Here is an 18,785-nt window from a genome sequence, read left to right on the forward strand (position 1 = left end):
TAAAACTATGATGTAGTAACATGTTGGACAAAGCACTTGATTTTGGTGTATTTAGTAACTAAAACAATAAACAATATGAAAAAAACAAGACCATTAAACGAGTTAAGCATGGATGAATTACAGCAAAAGAAAAAAGTAGTGCTGGGTGCAACAATAGGGCTGGGTATTGTGATGGTAGTTGCATGTATTATTTCAATATACGTTGCCATCATCGCTAAACAACCGGCGTTACTCGTTATAGCCGTTTGCTGCCCAACAACCTTTTTACCAATATTTATCAACCTGCAAAGAGTAAATAGCGAAATTAAAAACCGACCTAATCAATAATCACTTTACTTAATGTTTTAAGATTGTTTAAATTGCGCTGCCCCGATTTTACATCAATACGATTGACTCTATTTTGGAGCACTTAGTATCGAATAATCCAATAATTTAAAATTTTACTATTATAGACGCAACCTTTTTACATACCTATATCTAATTAACTAAATCATTCAATCAATACTAATTTTATGAAAAAAACATTACTATCCTTACTCTGCGTCCCATTGCTGACAATGGCACAAGCAGGTAGTTTTGATACTTCATTTGCCCTGACGGGCAAAAAAACAATATATGTGCAGGAAGAGATGACCCGTTCCAACCGGATTGTTGCACTGCCAGATGGTTCTATCCTTACTGCCGGATACAGCTATTCCCAAGATTATGGAGGAGGAGCTTTCTCGGGTGTTTTTATTAACAAACACCTTGAAAATGGTGATGCCGATACTTCTTTTGGCAATAACGGTACCGTTTATTATAATAACTATGCAGCAGCCAATTCCCTTATCAGCGCCCTTAAGGTTCAGCCTGATGGAAAAATTGTACTAAGTGGCGGCATAAGCGGACAGGCCGAAGTAAGGCGCTTACATACCGACGGCTCTCCCGATACCACTTTCGGTACAAACGGCATTGTATCTATAGGTTTGAATTACGTAGGCTGTATGGCTCTGGCACCTGACGGTAAAATTGTTGTGATCGGGCAATATTGGAACGGCGAAATTAATGTGTACGAATTGCACCGTTATAATGCCGATGGCTCTGCAGATACCACCTTTGGCAATAATGGCGTGGTACATGCTGATGTTACCTCCTACAAATTTGACCTTGCCCTTGATGTAGCAGTACAGCCCGATTATAAAATTGTTGTGGCAGGCAAGTCTTATCTTACCCTTGAAAATGCCGTAGTATGCCGCTTTAACCAAGATGGCAGCTTCGATACCGGCTTTGCCGACAATGGGGTTGCTGTTGTAGCGCTTTCGCCTGATGCAGGTAACGGCACTTTTGAAAGGTTGGCACTTCAGCCTGACGGGAAAATAATAGCGGCAGGATATGCCTTGGGCCTTTATGGTACAGGGGGCTATAACTCTACCAGCCCGGCGGTGGCAAGGCTAAATGCCAATGGCAGCATTGATACTGCTTTTGGCACAAACGGAAAAGTTATACTACCTACCATATTTAATGCTAACGACCAGTTTAATGCCCTGCACCTGCAAAGCGACGGCAAAATACTGGCAGGCGGCAGCGCGAGCTATCCGTACCCATATATGCGCAGCGAGTTTTATTTAACCCGCTTTACCGCTACAGGGGCGGTAGACACTAGTTTTGGCACAGAAGGCAAGCTGCTCTTTGACTTTACCGGCTCAAACGGCGATTATTTAAACTACCTTCAGGACATACATCAGATGACCGATGGCCGGATTGTTACTACCGGTTTTACAGGCTACAGCAATACCGAAGGGATGCAAATGATTGTATGCCGTTTTACAAATGACGATACAATGGGCATTGAAGACACCAAGACCACGGATTTTGCCATATATCCTAATCCGGCAACAGGCGTTTTAAATATAGCATTACCCCAGGGCAGTTGCGATGCCCTGTTTTATAACATGCAGGGTCAGCTGGTATTGAGCCAGCCGCGCGATGCTTTTACGGGCAGCATTTCGTTGGAGGGGCTGGCCACAGGCAATTATATCCTGCGCTTATCAACAGATGCGGGCACGGTATTTAAAAATATAGTGAAGACAGACTATTAGATTGTGCGACAGCAAAAAAAATTATATAGTAGAACCAACCTTCGGGTTGGTTTTACTATATAACATTCAAAGTTTATCAGGTTTAGCCGTAGCAAAATCATGGCGCTTTCGCATATCAAAACTTTACCAACCTATCATAAGTATTTTAAAGAACTTCAGGTTATGGGGTATATCCGTTACACGACCCATTATCATCCCGGATATAGAAGTGAAGTGGAATTACTATTTTTTTAAACCAAATTTCCAATTGTCGCCTCACCGAGGCGACAATTTTACCTTACTATAGATCAATACTGTAAATCAGTACCCCAGTGTTACATGTTTTAACTTGATTACTGTTCGTGATTGGAACAATCACTTGGAGTGGACGGCTTATCTTTATTACATTTGTGTGTTCATGATAGCGTTTGAAAAATAAATGGTCGCACAGGTAGTCTGTAAGTATTAGATATATGTCAAAATTAAAGAGAATAAGGGAGCAGCAGCATCTGACGCAGGAAGAACTTGCAGCAAATTCGGGAATTTCTGTCAGGACAATCCAGAGAATCGAATCGGGGGTATTACCCAAAGGGCATACGCTTAAAGCACTCGCAAAAGCACTTAACCTTCAAAAAAATGAACTGCTTGCAGATTTTAAGGCCGAAACTATGACGGTCGCTACAAATACTGTTAAGGCCGAAGATTCATCAAACGCTATCGATTTCCAAAAAATGAAGTTAATCAATCTGTCGTCGGTTATGTTTGTCATACTACCACCATTAAATATTATAGTCCCATTAATACTATCTCGTTTATTCAAACAAGATAACATTATTTCAAAACAAATTATCTCGCTTCAGATTCTATGGACTATCCTTGCTCCAATAGTCTTTATCTTGGGGATATTATTAAAATTAGGCCGCTCCTTTACAATCGTGCTTATCGCTGCAATCTTACTATCCAACGTGTCTTTAATCCTATTAAATCTTGCAGAAATAGACCGGAATAAGAAATTACGCTTTAGACTGAAATTCAGCATTGTATAACTGCTGACAGGTGATTGTCGTGTTATTGGCGGGTATTTTTTTTGTGCGCAAATGCTACAATCATAACCTTTGCCAAAAACTAAACTATGGCAAAAGATATTCAACTTCTATTCTTCTTTTTACTTCTTTCCACAAAGGTTTGTTACGCACAACTTAAAAGTTCAGATGTACTTTACAAGACTATTATAGAGAAAGACAGCCTGCTCTTTTCTGTAGGTTTCAACAACTGTGACATTTCCCAATTTGAAAATTTAATGAGTGATAACCTGATTTTTTTTCATGATAAAGACGGAATTTCAAACAAACAGAAATTTTTAAGTGATTTAAAAAATGGCCTGTGCAAGGATCCTTCGGTTCGACAGGTAAAAAGAATTCTGCAAAAGGAAAGTACTGAAATATATCCGCTGTATAAAGACGGAATTATTTACGCTGCAGTTCAAAATGGTATCCACCTGTTTTACGATAAAACTGAAATCACACCCGGTGTTGCGAAATTTTCCCATGTCTGGCAACTCGAAGACGGAACATGGAAATTGACGACTTCTTTGAGTTATGATCATCAGCCTTACTCAAAACATAGCCAGCATCCCACTTTTGAAAATGATGCCCAGATTGAAAGCTGGCTGAAAGAAAACAATGTCAAAACGTTGGGCCTTGGAATTATAGAAGGCGGAGAACTAAAGCAGGTTAAAGTTTTTGGAGAAATTAAAGAAGGTGTGTCTGCTCCATACAATACTATATTTAATGTTGCTTCGCTGGCAAAACCAATTACATCAGTAGTTGCATTGCGATTAGTAAGCCTGGGGAAATGGAAACTTGATGAACCCATCTCTAACTATTGGGTAGATCCTGATATTAAAAATGACGCAAGGAGTAAAAAACTAACAACGAGAATAATTTTAAGTCATCAAACCGGTTTTCCAAACTGGCGATATCTAAATAAGGGCAATAAGCTGAACTTTGAATTTGACCCTGGAACTCAATATCAATATTCGGGTGAAGGTTTTGAATATTTACGAAATGCGTTGGAAAGTAAATTTAAAAAGTCCATTGAGCAATTAGCCAGGGAGTTTATTTTCCACCCCTTAAAGATGGAGGACACGTCCTACTTATGGAATGATAATTCTTATACATCAAGATTTGCTATTGGTTACGATAGCGCCGGGAAACCTTACGATACCGTTAAAAATAAAAAAGTCAATGCGGCAGATGACTTGCACACGACAATTGCGGACTATGGGAATTTTTTGGTTAGTATTTTAAAAGGTGGGAATCTGAGTGAAAACGTATACCATGAAATGATAAAGCAACAGGTAAAAACCAAAGAAAATAAATACTTTGGGTTGGGATTCGAATTATACGATTTAGGGAATAACGAATATGCAATTTCTCACGGAGGCTCAGATAATGGAACGCAGTGCCTAACGTTCCTGTTACCAAAGACCAAACAAGGGATATTAATCTTTACTAATTCCGATGTAGGTTATAAGCTCTACAATGAATTACTCGTGTACTACCTAGGAGAAAACGGAAAGAAATTGATTGATATAGAAAATAGGAATTAATCTTATAAACTAATAATCATAATTGTGCCATCACTGATGGCACAATTAGAAAATTACAATTGTTGCCTCACTGAGGCAACAATTGTAATTAAATCATATTCAATTATTTACAAGTAATCATTATTCTACAATATACCTTTATAATTAATAAAGCTGAATCAATATATCCGCAGATATATTTAATCTCTCCTTTAAGGCACGTATCATCGTAAGGCTAAGTTTTCTTTTGCCGGATAGGATTTCAGATTTACGTGATCGAGCACCTAAAATTTCTGAAAGTTCAGCATCGGTTAAATTCATTTGCTCCATCCTGTACTTTATCGCTTCTACCGGTGTAGGCTCAGGAATGGGATAATGTTCGTCCTCATATTTCTTAACCAGCATCGAAAGGATTTCCAGTTCGTCGGATTCTTCGGTGTCTGGCTGCAAGTCGAGTTGCATTAGTTTGTAGATACGGGCAAGGGTATCTTCGTGTTGCGAATCATTTTTTATCAGTCTTAACATAGCTAATCTCTTTTGCGTTAAACTTATCGTACTCCTTGTGTGTCCCTAGCCAGACTATAAATACTATTTTTAAGCGGTATTCAATATCTACAATTAGGCGATAGGTATTACCATGTATATTAAATACGACCCTTCTGCTAGTTAATATCGACGCATTCCCAAACTGAACTTTTAAGTCGTTCGGGCTATTCCACTCAGCAGCGGTCACATCTTTATACCAGTATTGCAGCGGCCTCTCCGAATCCGGAAATTGCTCCCAGTATTCCCTTATTGTTTTTACAGCGATTATCCTCATTGCAAATATATTAAATCGTTACCAATTTGGTTACATTGTTGTTTGTTTTTATTTTAAAGATTTCATGTGGAAATTGCGTCATCAGTGATGACACCCATAAACTTTATTTACAAATACGCAGAACGCTTATAATTTCCGGCTTATCCTCATTTACCATTTTCAATTGTTTCCTCAGAGAAACAATCTCTTCCTGCATCCTTAAAACATCCGGTGGCAGCGGGGCATCCGGCAATTCAGCTTTTTGATGCAATCTCTGCTGCAACTGCTTCATTTCCCTTCCAACAGATTGCTGTTCAGTTATAGCATACTCTTCAGTTTGTTTTACCGATTGATGCCCCAGCAATTCTTTTACTACATGGATCGGCACATCATTATTAAGCGTTACAGTGCTTCCGAAGGTGCGCCTGGCCTTGTGGGTGTTCAGGATGCTTTCTATGCCGCAGAGGTCAGCTATTTCTTTCAGATAGGCATTCATCTTTTGGTTAGAGGTTACCGGCAGCACAGAATTTCTCTGTAAGCATAGCGGGTGGTCTTTGTAGCATTCCATGACGGCTTTCGCTTTCGGCAAAAGTGGTACATTGATATTACTACCGGTTTTTTGCCTTTCGGTAATAATCCACATCTCTCCATCTATGCCTGACTTTATATCCGATTTCTTAAGGTTAAAGGCATCGATGTAGGCTAACCCTGTATAGCACTGGAAAACAAAAATATCCCGTACCGTGGCAAGGCGTGGGGTAGAAAAAGTATGGTTTTCCAATAGTGCAAGTTCATAGGAACTAAGCGGCTTTTTATGAATTTTGATTTTCTTCGCCTTAAACCGCTTGAAGGGATCAGTTGCTATAATCTCCTTGTCAATGGCGAGTAATACAATCTTCTTGAAATTGGTAATGTACTTCACCGCTGTATTGTGGCTGATGTTTTTAACCGTTTTCAGGTAAAATTCATAATCCTTTACAAACTCAAAGTTAAGTTCACGGAAATCCATGTCTTCCACATTATACTTGTATCGCAGGTATTCCTTAAGGTGCTTTTTGGCAATTTCAAAGCGTACATGCGTACCTATTGCGTACTCGCCCTTTTCAACTAAAGCCAATAATTCATCATTGTGCTTTTGGAACTCCTGAACGATCGTTGCCTTTGAAGTGTTCTTGCCCAATACAAAATCTATTAGCCTTTGAGTGGTGATAGGCTGTCCGGCGAGCATGAGTTCACTTTTGTACTGCTGGATTTTCATGTGCATGGCATCCAGAAAAAAGTTTAAAATTTTAGCATCCTCTTTCCCGCCCGTAGCCCGCTCGGTTTTTTGATCCCACCGGGCAATTTCCCATTTCCGTTTGGTGGATGTTTCCTTTGGGATTCCATCAACTGTGATTCTAAGGTAAATATACCTTTCTTTTGTGCCTTTTGTGGAACTCTTCAAAAAGAAGGTTATTCCGAAACTGTTCTCTAACATAAATTCAACGTTTTAAAAAATTAATAAAGGTCGAATTATAGTGCTTTCAAATCAAGTCGTTAAGCAGCTTTACATGGTGAAAAACAAAAAACTAAAACAATATTCGGGGCAAATTTTTTTGCAATTTGAAATTGCCACAGATTTGCCACAAAAACTTTGTGTATTTTTGAAAATTTTGATGGTGCAGGGGTAAAAATAAAAAACCTGCAAAGCCGTAACTTGCAGGTTTTCATTGTTTTAATGTACTTTATAATGATATAAAGCTGAATTGTGGTGGGCTGTCAGGGATCACAGTCGAACACCTTGTGCCTATTTTGACTCTATTTAAAGAGTTTTAAAAAATTTAATAAACTGACTATTAGTGTATTAATTTAAATTAATTAAAAATAATATTTTACTTTGCAATACTGAATTTATTATTTTATTGTAACATTTATCAATTGTTAGCATCAAAATCAGGAGTGAAAACACCTATTTTTAATGTATGAGGGTTTATCGAACACAAATTGTTTAGCATGTTTAGTTTCAAGCTTAACTGTAAAATATTACTATCAAAAATTTAAGAGGTAATTGGATAAATTAATTACGCTGATCCCTCTCCACCAATTTTGATGACGATACTAATTATTTGTAAACCAATAGAAATAGTGGTCAATTTCGAGTCGGCGAAAAGGGTCAATTGCTTTCAGTGTATGCAGTTAACTTATAAAATACATTTTTAAAGTATTAATTCAAATGGTAGGTATCAAAATTTATTAGTAGTACTACAAAACTGATGAGATCCAGTTAAAGTTCGATTATCCCTCAAACTATAAAAATAAAACCCCAGTAAATACTGAGGTTTTAATGATGTGTGGGCTGTCAGGGACAGCAATTGAACACTTAATTCCTATTTTTGACATTTTTTGAGAATACAAAGCACGTTTTGTAAAGGTGCCAAAAGTGTTGATAGTGAACCCACTAACACCGTTTTTTACACAAAAGCATTGTCAATAAAAAAATTTATACTTTTGAACTATATATTATTAAGAATGACTGCAAAAGAACAGCTAGCCCGCTATATCGAAAAAATACTTCCTTTAGACCATGATGAAATTAATGCTTTTACCGATGCTTTTAAAGAAGCAAAAATTAAAAAACGTCAATTTATCGTTCAGCCGGACTTTACCGCAAAATACAGGAATTTCATTATAGAGGGTGCTTTCCGTTCGTATGTAATTGGTGATAGCGGTACAGACCATACCATCTCGTTCGGTATTAAAGATTGGTGGATTACAGATTACAACAGCTACATATATCAGCAGCCGGCAACTATGTTTGTGATGGCTTTAGAAGATGCTGTTGTTCTACAGATAGAATTTGATAAAGAAACTGCCTTAAAGAAAGCTAATCATAAATTTGAAACTATTTTCAGGATTATGGCTGAAAAGGGCCTAGCCTTTCAACAGCGGAGGATGGTTGCCAACCTCACGCTTTCTGCCGAAGAGCGTTACGATCAGTTTATTTCAAAATATCCTGATATCGTTCAGCACATGCCTCAATATGCTTTGGCCTCTTATTTAGGGATGACAACCGAATTTTTATCTAAAATCCGCAATAATAAAGTCAGGAAAAAGAGTTGAACCAGTTCAACCTTTTTTCCTAATCTACTTCATCAAGAAAACAGTGGTGTTCATCGCAACTTTGTATTGTCAATAACGACAAAATAATAATTTAAATACAAAAAAATATGAACACTCAGTCTAAACAAATTTTTACCGTACCTACAAGAACAGAAGTTTCTGCGGGCAATCAGGCCATCTTTGATAACCTTCAAAAAGGGCTTGGCTTTATTCCTAACCTGTATGCCTATTTTGGTAAAAACGAAACCGCACTTGGCGATTATCTAACCCTGCAAAATCGTACAAGCACCCTTAAGGCTAAAGAACGCGAGGTAATTAATCTTGTAACCAGCCAGATTAACGATTGCCTTTACTGCCAGTCAGCCCATACCGCATTGGGTAAAATGAACGGATTTACAGACGAGCAAATTCTGGAAATCAGAGCGGGCAAAGCACCCTTTGACAGTAAGCTTGATGCCCTTGCAAAATTTACATCATCGGTTGTCGCTAACAAAGGTAAAGCAACTACAGAAGCTCTTAACGCCTTTTTTGATGCAGGCTATAACGAAGCCAATATGATCGATGTTGTAATGGTTGTAGGAGACAAAATCATCAGCAACTATTTACATAACCTTACCCACCTTGAAATTGATTTTCCGTTAGCCGATACACTATAATAATTAGCTATTTTATTTTAATATCAATTTCAGGCGATAAGGCCATTACATAACATCTAAATTAATTCATATGAATATTACTGAAAATAAAAGCGGTACGCCTGTAAGTGCAAAAGATCTTCTTGAAACACGCTTAAAAAAGCTTCGGGAATTTTACAGTTCAAAACTTTCTGAAGGAGATAATGAAAAAATGGAACGGCACATTGATTTTCTTCGCAAATCGGGTGCTGTAGACCACATTTTAAAAGTAGGTGATACCGCTCCGGTTTTCAAATTAAAAAATCAGCACAATACTATCATTGATTCTACAGAATTACTAAAAAATGGCCCGCTTGTGGTAAGTTTCTACAGAGGAAGCTGGTGCCCTTATTGTGTGGAAGAAGTAAAATATTTAAATAAATACTATACGGAAATTAAAGATGCCGGAGCCAACCTTGTAGTTATTTCACCGCAAAGTTTTTCAAGAACCGAAAAGCAGGCCAGCGAGATAAAACTACAATACAGTATGCTTGTAGACGCCGATAATACGGTTGGAAAAGCATTTGGTTTGGTTTATGAATTTCCCCAGTACCTAAAAGATCTGTATCAGGGTACTTTTGGAAATAACATACAGGATATAAATGAAGGTACTGCCTGGGAGTTGCCTATTCCTGCACGTTTTGTAGTCGGGCAGGGCGGTATTATTCAGGATGTCAAAGCTGACCCTGACTATCGCTTCAGGCCAGAACCTATCGAGACAATTAATTTTTTAAAAAAACACAACAATTAATACAATGAAAACCTTAAAATATTTTATTACCGCTTCTCTGCTATTAAGTACAGTATACGTTTTTTCTCAGGCAACAGAAGCAACTTATATAGACTTAAAAGGAGAAGCATTATATCCAGAAGGCATCCTTGCCCTGCCTGATGGTGGATTTTTGATAGGTGGATTTGGAGATGGTACCATCCAGAAAATAAACACAAAAAATGAGTCATCCTACTTTAGCAAACCCGGAGAAAACGGAATGGCTCTTACGGTAGGTATGGCGGTAGACACTAAAAACAATTACCTTTGGGTAGCAAATTTTAATTTTAAGACTGCCAGTGGTAAACCTGGGAGCAATTTAAAAATGTTCGATTTAAAGTCAGGAAAACTTATAAAAACAATTCCTGAAAATTATATTGAAGGTGTGTTTTTTAATGAAATAGCAATTGATGATAAGGGTACTATTTATGTAACCAATACTTTCGGGCCTCAAATCTACACGGCCAATGCCAATGCAACGACTCCATCAGTTTTTGTAGAAAATGATCTATTATCAAATCCTGCTCCAAACCAGCCTTTTGATTTAAACGGATTGTCTATAACACCCGGCCATAAATATTTAATTGCTTCAGTTATGGATCGGCTTGATGCCGGTGACGGAAGACTGGTGCGGATTAATTTAAAAACAAAAGCAGTTAGCCCAATAAAATTAAATGGAGAAAAAGCTATTAAAGCATTTGCAGGTTCTGATGGCATGTTCTTTAATAACAATACCCTTTTTATGGTTAATGTATATTCTAAAGCCGGTGCCATTATTACTGCCGACTTTAACAAAGACTATTCTGAAGCCAAGCTTACAATAAGGGATAAATTTAATACTGTTTACAATCGTCCAACTGCCTCAGCTATAAAAGACGGAAGATTATATACCGTAAATAGCCAGTTAAACCATATTATTGATGATGCCGATGGTAAACTTAATACACCGCCTAGTTTGCCTTTTAAAGTAGTTAGTGTACCTTTAAATAAACTCTTAACTGAATAATAGTATTCTGGGTGTTGCGTGATATTACACAACACCCTAATATAACTCGAATTATAAAATGGAACAATTTATTTTAAAAAACCGTAACGCCCTTATTACCGGGGGTAGCAAAGGGATTGGAAAAGCAACTGTAGAATTGTTTTTAAAATTAGACGCGAATGTACTGTTTACTGCCAGGAATGAGAAACTTATTGAGGAAGTGGTTACTGAACTGCAAAAGGATTTCTCCAATATTGAAGGAATCGCCGCCGATGTAACAGTTGTGGAAGATGTTGTACGGTTGAAATCGCTTATTGAAGAAAAATGGGGTCAACTTGATGTTTTGGTTAATAATGCGGGAACAAATATTAGAAAACCAACAGTAGATTACACCGAAACAGAGTACCAACAAGTTATCGATACAAATATTACCTCGGTATTCCGATTAAACAATGCCATGTACCCTTTACTAAAAAAAGGTACAAATACCTCTATAATTAATTCAAGTTGCTAGTTAGAAAACAAAAAAGTAAGCACCAAAAGTGAGAAATTTGGTTTACCACAACTAAACACTCACAAGTATGATGCTTACAAGAGACAAAATTATTTCTATTTTTTATTTAATTGATGATATTTTAAAAGGAATTGGACACCAAGAAGATATAAGGCGGCAAGTAAGTGATAGCGAAATTATACTAACCGCTATTGTTTCCTCCACGAGTTTTTATGGAAACCATTGCTCTGCTATTGAGTTTATGAAGCAATATGGTTTTATACCCAATATGCTTGACAAAAGCAGGTTCAACCGGAGGCTGCATAAAGTTGGCAGATTGCTTTATGATTTATTTGAAAGTGTAAGTGCCTATTTTAAAGATATCTGTTGTGAGCTTCATTACATTATTGATTCTTTCCCAGTGGCAGTGTGTAATAATATGAGGATTGCAAATTGTAAAATACTTAAGGATATAAGTGGAGAGGGTACACAGCCAGTATGAGGAGTTATTTTTATGGTGTAAAGGTGCAATTGCTTACGACAAAAGACGGTATACCAATAGCTTTTCACTTTACACCTGGCAAGACAGCCGATGCAAAAGCATTAGGCAAGATGATAGATAAATTACCCGCAGAATCTTCAATATATGGAGATAGCGCTTATTTGGATTATGGACTGGAAGATAGTGCTTTGGAAAGAAAAGCAATTTTGTTGAAAATCCAAAGGAAGTCAAACTCTAAAAGAATAGATACACTGGAACAAAAACTTGAAAAATTAAAAATGCGAAAAATAGTAGAAACAACTATCAGCGATATTAAGAAACTATTTCCAAGAACAATACATGCCGTAACATTGGAGGGCTTCCTAATAAAGCTAACACTATTTGTTTTTGGATTGCAATTAAGCAAAGCACTAAACTAGCAACTTGAATTAATTAATATAGCTTCTATTGCCGGTTTCCTGGATGTTCAAACAGGGTCGCCATACGGAATATCTAAAGCAGGACTTTTACAGCTAACCCGGAGCCTGGCTGTAGAATGGGCATCCGATGGAATTAGGGTAAATGCGGTCTCTCCCTGGTTTACAGAAACGCCTCTTACAGAAAATTTACTCAGGGATGAAAGTAAAATTGCGAAAGTACTTGCCCGTACACCACTTAAAAGGGTTGCAAGCCCACAAGAAATGGCTACTGTCATTGCATTTTTAGCGATGCCGGCAGCGTCTTACATAACGGGGCAAAATATAGTTGTCGATGGGGGAATGAGCGCCAATGCTTTGTATTAATTTATAATCGGCGTAGATGTTGATGTTTGAATTTCAGAAATACTACGTGAAAAGAAAGCTTTGAAATTTAAAAGAGTTATAATTAAACCCAATGTAATCCTGTTAAAGTTCGATTCTCCCTCAAACTATAAAAATAAAACCCCAGTAAATACTGAGGTTTTAGGGATGTGTGGGCTGTCAGGGATCACAGTCGAACACCTTATGCCTGTTTTGACTTTATTAGCAATATTTAAGAGATTTAATCTACTATAAATTAATATTTTACGTTATTAACTCAATTCTTAAATTAATACGCTGTTCCTGATTGTTTTTTACCGCCAAAACGTAATCTGCTTCCTTTCTATAATTTTTGACGCTATACTTTTTTGGCAACCCATTGCATCAATAGTGACAATACTGTTTTTAAAGCTTAAGACTTTCAGTAATTCAGGTATTGCCGTGATCTCATTGCTTTTTCCATTTACTCTAACCTGACCCAACACTAAATTATTATGGTGAGCCCATGCACTAACCATATGGATAGGTGATTTTTTTCCATGTTCTTTGCTCCACGTATGGTTTTTCCATCAATGCTTACGATTTCCTTTACATCGGTAACCTTTATCAATTCACTAACCCATTCAATAAAACAACGCTCGAAACAATCGCTGTCAATAGCACTAATTACCCTGTTAAAGGTATCATGGGAGGGAATCGCATTTTTCAAATTCAGAAACCTAGAGAGCCAATCGGACTTTGCTTCACAATATTCTTCAATGTTGTTCCATGTATCTGCCTCACAAAATCACTGCAATTATTGCCATGACAAGGATGTCGTTTAAATCGTGAAGTTTGCTTAAATCACGCCTATTGTCTTCTATCCGCTTAAAAATGCTTAATAATTTACCGCTCAAATATAAAGAAACAAACAGATGTAAATCAAACTTTTATCACTCTGTATATAAGATTAAAATGATGCGTTTGCCCTGCGCGCTATAGTAATAATTTTCGGTTTCTTCGTCCAATTCTTTATCGTTAAACTTAAACGGCGAGTTGTTTGAATTCAGGTGCTCATCAACAAGCGTTTCGCCAAATTGTTGTAACCCCGCTCAGCTGAAAAATCCGGTATATCTTTATACACTTTACGGAAAAATAAAACTTGCTTACTGCCTGAAGACCCCACGGGAAAGCTTTTAAAAATTTGATGTAACGGGAGTTCTTAGGCTGTGTATTCAGGCACAATGGTTGCAATATCTACTGTATCACCTTTACTTACGATTTCTAATGCCTTGTAAGCACCGGCAAGCTCACCATTCTAATGCGCTTCAATTTTAATCGCCCATTAGACTCTTTTTCAATGGCCGGAAAAAATACATCATTAAGAAATTTTGTGCGCATTCCAACGAAAGGTTCATGGTCAGAATATTTTAATATCCTTTGAGCTGATACGTTGCTGGAAACTAAAAATATAGCGAATGCTATAAAATTTGTCCCTTGAATAATCTTGTTTAAATTTGTCATCACTTATATGTCTTTAAAACATTTAATAGTTTACATTAAAACATCAATTTTCTTAAGTTGTCTATATAGCTGCGGCTAACATTAACAATATCCTTATTTAGCATAACCACGTCATAACCACCGGGAAATTTATTAATTTCTTTAATAGAATGAATATTAATGACGGTAGATCTGTGGACCCGTATAAAAGTGTCGGGGTTAAGCTTTTCTACAAGTTGGCTAATACCAAAATTACTGATATAGACCTGATCGAGAGTGTGCATACGGCAATAATCGCCCCAAGCCTCAATACGTTGTATGTTTTCGGTAGCTATAGTAATATACTTTTTGCCCGACTGTACTATAATCCGTTTAGGATATTTTGCCTGCTCCAGTATAACCTGTTCGGCAAGAGGAAGTAAAACATCTGTCTTTTCAATACGAACATGCTCTAATGCCTGTTTAAACCGCTCCCGGGTGTAGGGTTTTAACAAATAATCTATGGCATGCACATCAAAGGCCTTAAGCGCATACTGGTCATAAGCAGTGGAAAAGATGATTTGTGGTAATTCCTCTAAATGTGCAAGCATTTCAAACCCGTTCATACCGGGCATGTTTATATCTAAAAAAATCAGATCCGGTTTAAACTCGTTAATCATTTTTACGGCATCAACGCCATTATTAGCTTCGCCCACTAATACCAGTTCAGGAAAATCGCTCATATATTCCCTGATTAATTTACGGCCCGCCGCCTCATCATCAACAATTATTACTTTTTTCATGTTAATGTAAATTGTACACACAAGCCATGTGGCTTATTGTCTGTGAATATTAACGAGGTACCAAACATTTTATTCAGTCTCATTTCGGTATTAGTAAGGCCAATGCCTATATTTAAAAGCCGGCTTTTGTCTATAACTCCGATGCCAGTATCTGTTACAGAAAATTCTAAGCCTTTGGCTCCTTTACTAACACGAATAGTAATCTTGCCACCTATAATTTGTGGAGAGATACCATGCTTAACAGCGTTTTCTACAATTGGCTGTAAAATAAGCGGAGGCACAGGTTCGTTTAACAATGCTTCATCAGCAAAAATTTCTATGGTTAAACGTTCTTCAAAACGTGCCTTTTCTAAATCCAGGTATTTACTTGTAAAATCGAGTTCTTCGCTAAGTGGTACGGTTTCAAAATTAGAAACCCTTAACTGATAGCGAAACAAATCAGATAATTCGGCAATCATTTGCCGTGTCTGCTCTAGCTCAAGAGGTATAGAAGCATTTATTGTATTAAAAACATTATACAAAAAATGGGGATTAAGCTGTGCCTTTAATGCAGATAGTTCGCTGCGCAGTACAGATTGTTGCAATACGGCCTGGCGTTCTATATTTTCCTGGTTATCCCTAAAATAACCGTAAGCGTGCAAAAGGCCAAATTGCAGCATATAAAACAGTGCACAAATATAAACATGCCATATTTGCGCCGAGCCTACATGGTGATACATTTTAAGCAGATCTGTAATAGGGTAGTAGAGTTGTTGCCAGCAAAAAACAAACAATGGCAAGGTTAAAAAATGAACCATTAACCTTTGATATAAGGGAAAATTCCACATAACTCTAAAAATTAACCACCAAATTGGTAAGCCAAGTAAAAATTTAAGCAAATGGTCTACACCGCCCCAGTTTAGAAACTCTTTTAATTCTAAACTATGTTTATTAGCCCCAAGGTAAATCCACAAGGTAATATAATGTAAAACTACAAAGCAAAAATAAGCCACGCTAAAAAAGGCTATTTCTTTGGTTTTAACCGGGCGTTGTAAGTTTTTTATTTTCATATTCCGAAATTACAGATACTCGCATGATAATACAACAAATTTCCGTCCAATTGCCATATACGTCGGTCAATACTATAAACTTTCGTTTATCTGTCTATTTGGTGTTTCAGCGATTTACGTTCTCCTAACCAGTTTCAGCACGGTAGATTTGCAGGCATTATAAATAATTATTTGCAGGCATTATGAAAAATCTAATTTATATTTTTTTACTCCTAACCATCGGCGTTCAGGCTCAAAATATTACTGTAAAGGGCAAGATATCTGTTCCTGATGCTACAGTAATGCTAACCAGCAGACAAGATTCTACTGTTGTTAAAATAGCTGCTGCACAAACCGATGGTTCATTTACTTTGAGTATTTCTAAAATCGGATTCTATCGTTTAACTGTTCGTTCGCTTGGCTATAAAGAATATCAATCTGAATGGATGGATATAAATAAAGACACCAGCCTGGCATTAATAGAACTGATTCCTGATGTTACAGAACTTCAGGCGGTAACCATAACTGCTGCTAAACAAATGGTTGAAGTAAGGGCAGACAAAACCGTTTTAAACGTAGAAAGCAGTATAGGTGCATCCGGCAGCAATGGTTTTGATTTGTTACGCAAAGCACCCGGTGTAATGATTGATAACCAGGATAACGTTATTGTAGAAGGTAAAACAGGGGTTAGTATTTATATTGATGGGCGAAAGTCGCTATTAAGTGATACTGATTTGGTTAATTACCTGAAAGGTTTGCAGGCGGCCGATATAGAAACGGTGGAAGTTATAACACAACCTTCTTCTAAATATGACGCGGCCGGTAATGCCGGGATTATTAATTTAAAACTAAAGAAAAGCAAGGATTTTGGCACAAATGGTTCCTTGTCTACAGGTTATGCACAAGGTTTTTATGCCAAATCCAACTCATCTTTAAGCCTTAATAACCGTAGTGAAAAAACAAATTTATATGCTAATTACAGTAACCTGACGGGTAAAAACCGTCGTTTTATTAATCGGTATCGTGTTCAGTCAGACATGATATATGATTCCCGGTCAAAGAGCGTCAGCGATGACCAAAATAACAATGCGAGGCTTGGCCTTGATTATTTTATCAGTAAAAATAAAACGCTTGGCGTAGTTGTAAACGGTTCCTGGAGCGATTACGACATCAGTACTATTACGCGCACACCGATAAGTACCCTTACCGACGGGCAAAGGCAGGAGGTGCTGCTGGCCACAGGACAGGCGGCAAGCAGCAACCGAAACCTAAGCGGTAACATTAATTACCGTTTTGCAGATTCTATTGGGCGCGAATTTAATATTGATGGCGATGCGGCACATTATACAGCCGGACGAAACGAACTGCAGCCTAACACATACTATAATGCAGGTGAAACACAAATTATAAGCCAGTCGGGTTTCCGTATGGCTACCCCGGTTGACATTTACCTTTTTTCGCTAAAAACAGATCTTGCACAGCCTATAGGAAAAGGTAAGCTGGCTTATGGCTTAAAAAGCTCCTTTGTTAAAACAAATAATACATTTCGCTTTTATGATGTAGATGGTGACGATGAGCAATTCAATGCTGACCGAAGCAATTTTTTTAGTTACCAAGAAAACATAAATGCAGGATATATTAACTATTCTCAAACCTTTGGTAAATTCTCTCTACAGTTGGGGCTTAGGGCCGAGCAAACAATTTCTGAAGGAGACTTGGACAGTACACAGGATTTAGCAGACAGTAAAGTCAAGCGTAATTATCTTGATCTTTTTCCAAGCGGTGGCATTACATATAACGCTACTGAAAATAATAAATTCGGCTTACTTTACAGCCGCCGGGTAGAGCGTCCCAATTATCGCTCGCTCAATCCGTTTGAGGTTAATACTGATGAACTCTCAACTACGAAAGGGAATCCGCTACTGCAACCACAATACACACACAATATAAAATTGACTCATACCTATAAATACATATTGAACACCTCACTGAGTTATAGTTATATTACAAATTTTATGGCCCAGATTACTGATGTTGCAGACAATAACCGCAATATAATGTCACCTCAAAACATTGCCAATGTACAAATACTAAATCTTGGGATAAGCTATCCTTTTAAATTTAACGATTGGTGGAATCTTTTTGCAAGTGCGAATGGTTACCGAAGCACCTATAACTCTAATAATGAAAAATTTAACCCGGTAACAAAAAACACTTTTAGCCTTTACGGACAAAATTCTATTACGTTACCTAAAAATTTTAAGATGGAAATTTCAGGTTGGTTTAATACGCCAAATGTGTGGGGCGGAACATATAAAACCCATAGTATGGGTTCTCTTGATGTAGCTTTGCAAAAACAGTTTGCAGATAATCGGTTATCTGTCAGGATTGCTGCCACAGATATTTTGTACACAAGTAACTGGTCTGGAGATACACGATATGGCGCATTATACATTAGTGGTAATGGAGGGTATGAAAGCAGGCAGTTTAAAATTAACCTAAGCTACAATTTTGGAAATAAAGAAATTAAGGAGATAGGCAAAAGAAACTCCGCTAATGATGAGGAAAAAACACGTATTACCAATTAAATACAATTTGTAGCAAAAACATACTTAAGGCCATAATACTGATAACAACAAGAGTGTGACAATTAAAGAGCTGCATGCGTATGTATTTAAGCATATTAAAAATTATAACCCTCCCAATCCCTATAACATATGGCAAAATTTGATCAAAATCTTATTAA

16 protein-coding genes and 2 pseudogenes are annotated in these 18,785 nt (G+C 37.2%); 12 read left to right on the forward strand and 6 right to left on the reverse strand.

The genetic code is table 11. The features are described 5' to 3' along the window. Window positions 1-75: 75 nt before the first annotated feature. The 4 genes from G509_RS0113650 to G509_RS0113665 all read left to right on the forward strand — a co-directional run bounded on the left by G509_RS0113650 (window position 76) and on the right by G509_RS0113665 (window position 4,668). Window positions 76-327, forward strand: a complete 252-nt coding sequence (locus G509_RS0113650; protein WP_026992043.1) for a hypothetical protein — start codon at window positions 76-78, stop codon at window positions 325-327. Window positions 328-512: 185 nt separating this feature from the next. Next, entirely contained in the window at window positions 513-2,078 is a 1,566-nt protein-coding gene (locus G509_RS0113655) for a T9SS type A sorting domain-containing protein (RefSeq protein ID WP_081663313.1), read from the forward strand. Between the two features lie 452 nt (window positions 2,079-2,530). Then, window positions 2,531-3,103 (forward strand): helix-turn-helix domain-containing protein, encoded by a 573-nt coding sequence (locus tag G509_RS0113660; RefSeq protein ID WP_026992045.1) that lies wholly within the window; start codon window positions 2,531-2,533, stop codon window positions 3,101-3,103. Window positions 3,104-3,189: 86 nt separating this feature from the next. Then, entirely contained in the window at window positions 3,190-4,668 is a 1,479-nt protein-coding gene (locus tag G509_RS0113665) for a serine hydrolase domain-containing protein (RefSeq protein WP_026992046.1), read from the forward strand. A gap of 144 nt (window positions 4,669-4,812) precedes the next feature. On the opposite strand, the gene G509_RS0113670 is transcribed toward G509_RS0113665, so the two are convergent. The 3 genes from G509_RS0113670 to G509_RS22140 all read right to left on the reverse strand — a co-directional run bounded on the left by G509_RS0113670 (window position 4,813) and on the right by G509_RS22140 (window position 6,923). Beyond that, entirely contained in the window at window positions 4,813-5,172 is a 360-nt protein-coding gene (locus G509_RS0113670; protein ID WP_026992047.1) for a helix-turn-helix domain-containing protein, read from the reverse strand. Next, complete coding sequence (locus G509_RS0113675; protein WP_026992048.1) at window positions 5,150-5,467, reverse strand: type II toxin-antitoxin system HigB family toxin; 318 nt, start codon at window positions 5,465-5,467, stop codon at window positions 5,150-5,152. The genes G509_RS0113670 and G509_RS0113675 overlap by 23 nt, the downstream gene beginning before the upstream one ends. Window positions 5,468-5,570: 103 nt before the next feature. After that, entirely contained in the window at window positions 5,571-6,923 is a 1,353-nt protein-coding gene (locus tag G509_RS22140) for a site-specific integrase (protein WP_035738965.1), read from the reverse strand. A gap of 1,031 nt (window positions 6,924-7,954) precedes the next feature. Here G509_RS22140 and G509_RS0113690 point away from each other — a divergent pair. From G509_RS0113690 to G509_RS23125, 7 genes and pseudogenes are all read left to right on the forward strand, one after another. Beyond that, complete coding sequence (locus G509_RS0113690; RefSeq protein WP_026992049.1) at window positions 7,955-8,545, forward strand: Crp/Fnr family transcriptional regulator; 591 nt, start codon at window positions 7,955-7,957, stop codon at window positions 8,543-8,545. 107 nt (window positions 8,546-8,652) lie between these two features. Beyond that, entirely contained in the window at window positions 8,653-9,201 is a 549-nt protein-coding gene (locus G509_RS0113695; protein ID WP_026992050.1) for a carboxymuconolactone decarboxylase family protein, read from the forward strand. 70 nt (window positions 9,202-9,271) lie between these two features. Beyond that, complete coding sequence (locus G509_RS22145; RefSeq protein WP_051200224.1) at window positions 9,272-9,970, forward strand: peroxiredoxin-like family protein; 699 nt, start codon at window positions 9,272-9,274, stop codon at window positions 9,968-9,970. A 4-nt stretch (window positions 9,971-9,974) separates the two neighbouring features. Next, window positions 9,975-10,994 carry a hypothetical protein gene (locus G509_RS0113705; protein ID WP_026992051.1) on the forward strand — a complete coding sequence of 340 codons (1,020 nt, stop codon included), beginning with the start codon at window positions 9,975-9,977 and terminating at the stop codon, window positions 10,992-10,994. A 58-nt stretch (window positions 10,995-11,052) separates the two neighbouring features. Beyond that, entirely contained in the window at window positions 11,053-11,487 is a 435-nt protein-coding gene (locus tag G509_RS22150) for an SDR family NAD(P)-dependent oxidoreductase (RefSeq protein ID WP_051200226.1), read from the forward strand. A 70-nt stretch (window positions 11,488-11,557) separates the two neighbouring features. Then, a pseudogene (locus G509_RS23865) lies at window positions 11,558-12,387 on the forward strand (IS982 family transposase). 69 nt (window positions 12,388-12,456) lie between these two features. Further along, window positions 12,457-12,750 (forward strand): SDR family oxidoreductase, encoded by a 294-nt coding sequence (locus G509_RS23125; protein WP_242604849.1) that lies wholly within the window; start codon window positions 12,457-12,459, stop codon window positions 12,748-12,750. Window positions 12,751-13,061: 311 nt separating this feature from the next. Here G509_RS23125 and G509_RS23775 read toward each other — a convergent pair. From G509_RS23775 to G509_RS0113730, 3 genes and pseudogenes are all read right to left on the reverse strand, one after another. Beyond that, window positions 13,062-13,507 (reverse strand): annotated as a pseudogene (locus tag G509_RS23775) (ISAs1 family transposase). A 778-nt stretch (window positions 13,508-14,285) separates the two neighbouring features. Beyond that, on the reverse strand, window positions 14,286-15,011 hold the full coding sequence (locus G509_RS0113725; RefSeq protein ID WP_026992053.1) for a LytR/AlgR family response regulator transcription factor: 726 nt from the start codon (window positions 15,009-15,011) through the stop codon (window positions 14,286-14,288). Beyond that, window positions 15,008-15,808, reverse strand: a complete 801-nt coding sequence (locus G509_RS0113730; protein WP_161627181.1) for a sensor histidine kinase — start codon at window positions 15,806-15,808, stop codon at window positions 15,008-15,010. Before G509_RS0113730 ends, G509_RS0113725 begins: the two co-directional genes overlap by 4 nt. A gap of 434 nt (window positions 15,809-16,242) precedes the next feature. Between G509_RS0113730 and G509_RS0113735 the strand changes: the two genes are divergently transcribed. Then, window positions 16,243-18,627, forward strand: coding sequence for an outer membrane beta-barrel protein (locus G509_RS0113735; protein WP_026992055.1), 2,385 nt, complete (start codon window positions 16,243-16,245; stop codon window positions 18,625-18,627). The last annotated feature ends 158 nt before the right edge of the window (window positions 18,628-18,785 follow it).

Source organism: Flavobacterium subsaxonicum WB 4.1-42 = DSM 21790, assembly GCF_000422725.1.
GTDB classification, from domain to species: Bacteria; Bacteroidota; Bacteroidia; order Flavobacteriales; family Flavobacteriaceae; genus Flavobacterium; species Flavobacterium subsaxonicum.

Coding starts and splice junctions, on each gene's coding strand:
- G509_RS0113650 (WP_026992043.1), top strand. CDS start 76: ATGAAAAAAACAAGACCATTAAACGAGTTAAGCATGGATGAATTACAG.
- G509_RS0113655 (WP_081663313.1), top strand. CDS start 513: ATGAAAAAAACATTACTATCCTTACTCTGCGTCCCATTGCTGACAATG.
- G509_RS0113660 (WP_026992045.1), top strand. CDS start 2,531: ATGTCAAAATTAAAGAGAATAAGGGAGCAGCAGCATCTGACGCAGGAA.
- G509_RS0113665 (WP_026992046.1), top strand. CDS start 3,190: ATGGCAAAAGATATTCAACTTCTATTCTTCTTTTTACTTCTTTCCACA.
- G509_RS0113670 (WP_026992047.1), bottom strand. CDS start 5,172: ATGTTAAGACTGATAAAAAATGATTCGCAACACGAAGATACCCTTGCC.
- G509_RS0113675 (WP_026992048.1), bottom strand. CDS start 5,467: ATGAGGATAATCGCTGTAAAAACAATAAGGGAATACTGGGAGCAATTT.
- G509_RS22140 (WP_035738965.1), bottom strand. CDS start 6,923: ATGTTAGAGAACAGTTTCGGAATAACCTTCTTTTTGAAGAGTTCCACA.
- G509_RS0113690 (WP_026992049.1), top strand. CDS start 7,955: ATGACTGCAAAAGAACAGCTAGCCCGCTATATCGAAAAAATACTTCCT.
- G509_RS0113695 (WP_026992050.1), top strand. CDS start 8,653: ATGAACACTCAGTCTAAACAAATTTTTACCGTACCTACAAGAACAGAA.
- G509_RS22145 (WP_051200224.1), top strand. CDS start 9,272: ATGAATATTACTGAAAATAAAAGCGGTACGCCTGTAAGTGCAAAAGAT.
- G509_RS0113705 (WP_026992051.1), top strand. CDS start 9,975: ATGAAAACCTTAAAATATTTTATTACCGCTTCTCTGCTATTAAGTACA.
- G509_RS22150 (WP_051200226.1), top strand. CDS start 11,053: ATGGAACAATTTATTTTAAAAAACCGTAACGCCCTTATTACCGGGGGT.
- G509_RS0113725 (WP_026992053.1), bottom strand. CDS start 15,011: ATGAAAAAAGTAATAATTGTTGATGATGAGGCGGCGGGCCGTAAATTA.
- G509_RS0113730 (WP_161627181.1), bottom strand. CDS start 15,808: ATGGTTCATTTTTTAACCTTGCCATTGTTTGTTTTTTGCTGGCAACAA.
- G509_RS0113735 (WP_026992055.1), top strand. CDS start 16,243: ATGAAAAATCTAATTTATATTTTTTTACTCCTAACCATCGGCGTTCAG.